This is a genomic window from Anaerophaga thermohalophila DSM 12881, assembly GCF_000191885.1.
Lineage (GTDB): Bacteria > Bacteroidota > Bacteroidia > Bacteroidales > Marinilabiliaceae > Anaerophaga > Anaerophaga thermohalophila.
In genome coordinates this window covers 1-562 of the sequence record NZ_AEWI01000115.1, presented here as the reverse complement: position 1 = coordinate 562, position 562 = coordinate 1, and the positions used below count along the sequence as shown (strand labels likewise).

The window sequence follows — 562 nt, the reverse complement described above, 5'->3', positions numbered from 1 at the left end:
TGGTTTTGCATTAATAAAATATAATGGTTAGATGATTAGATATTAGATTATTAGATATTAGATTATGAGTTGGTGGGACAATTTAAGAACCTAACAACCCTAACAACTCTAACAACCCTAACAACTCTAACAACCCTAACAAGTCTAATAGGCTAATAACCTAATCGCCTAATAACCTAACAACTCTAACAATCCAACAATTCTAATAGCCTAATCGCCTAATCGCCTAATCGCCTAATAACCTAATAGCCTAATCGCCTAATAACCTAATTGCCTAATCGCCTAATCGCCTAATCGCCTAATACCCTAACACCCAAGTACCTGGGACAGACAAGGCCATAGACAGGGAATAAAGCCACCAATGGAAAGCCTGCGGTGTGAAATAGAGTCCCGTAGCTCAGTTGGTTAGAGCACTACACTGATAATGTAGGGGTCGGCAGTTCAAGTCTGCCCGGGACTACGGAATAGGGGATAGTTTTTAGTGGTTAGTGGTTAGTTTTTAGTGAATAGTGGATAGTGGATAGTTTTTAGAGAATAGATAAAAAACCCAGAACCCAAAACA

The 562-nt window shown here is 39.1% G+C and carries 1 tRNA gene; it reads left to right on the top strand.

Annotated features, from left to right (window positions below):
• The first annotated feature begins 386 nt into the window (after positions 1–386).
• Positions 387–460 (top strand) — tRNA-Ile (locus ATH1_RS0116035).
• Positions 461–562 lie beyond the last annotated feature (102 nt).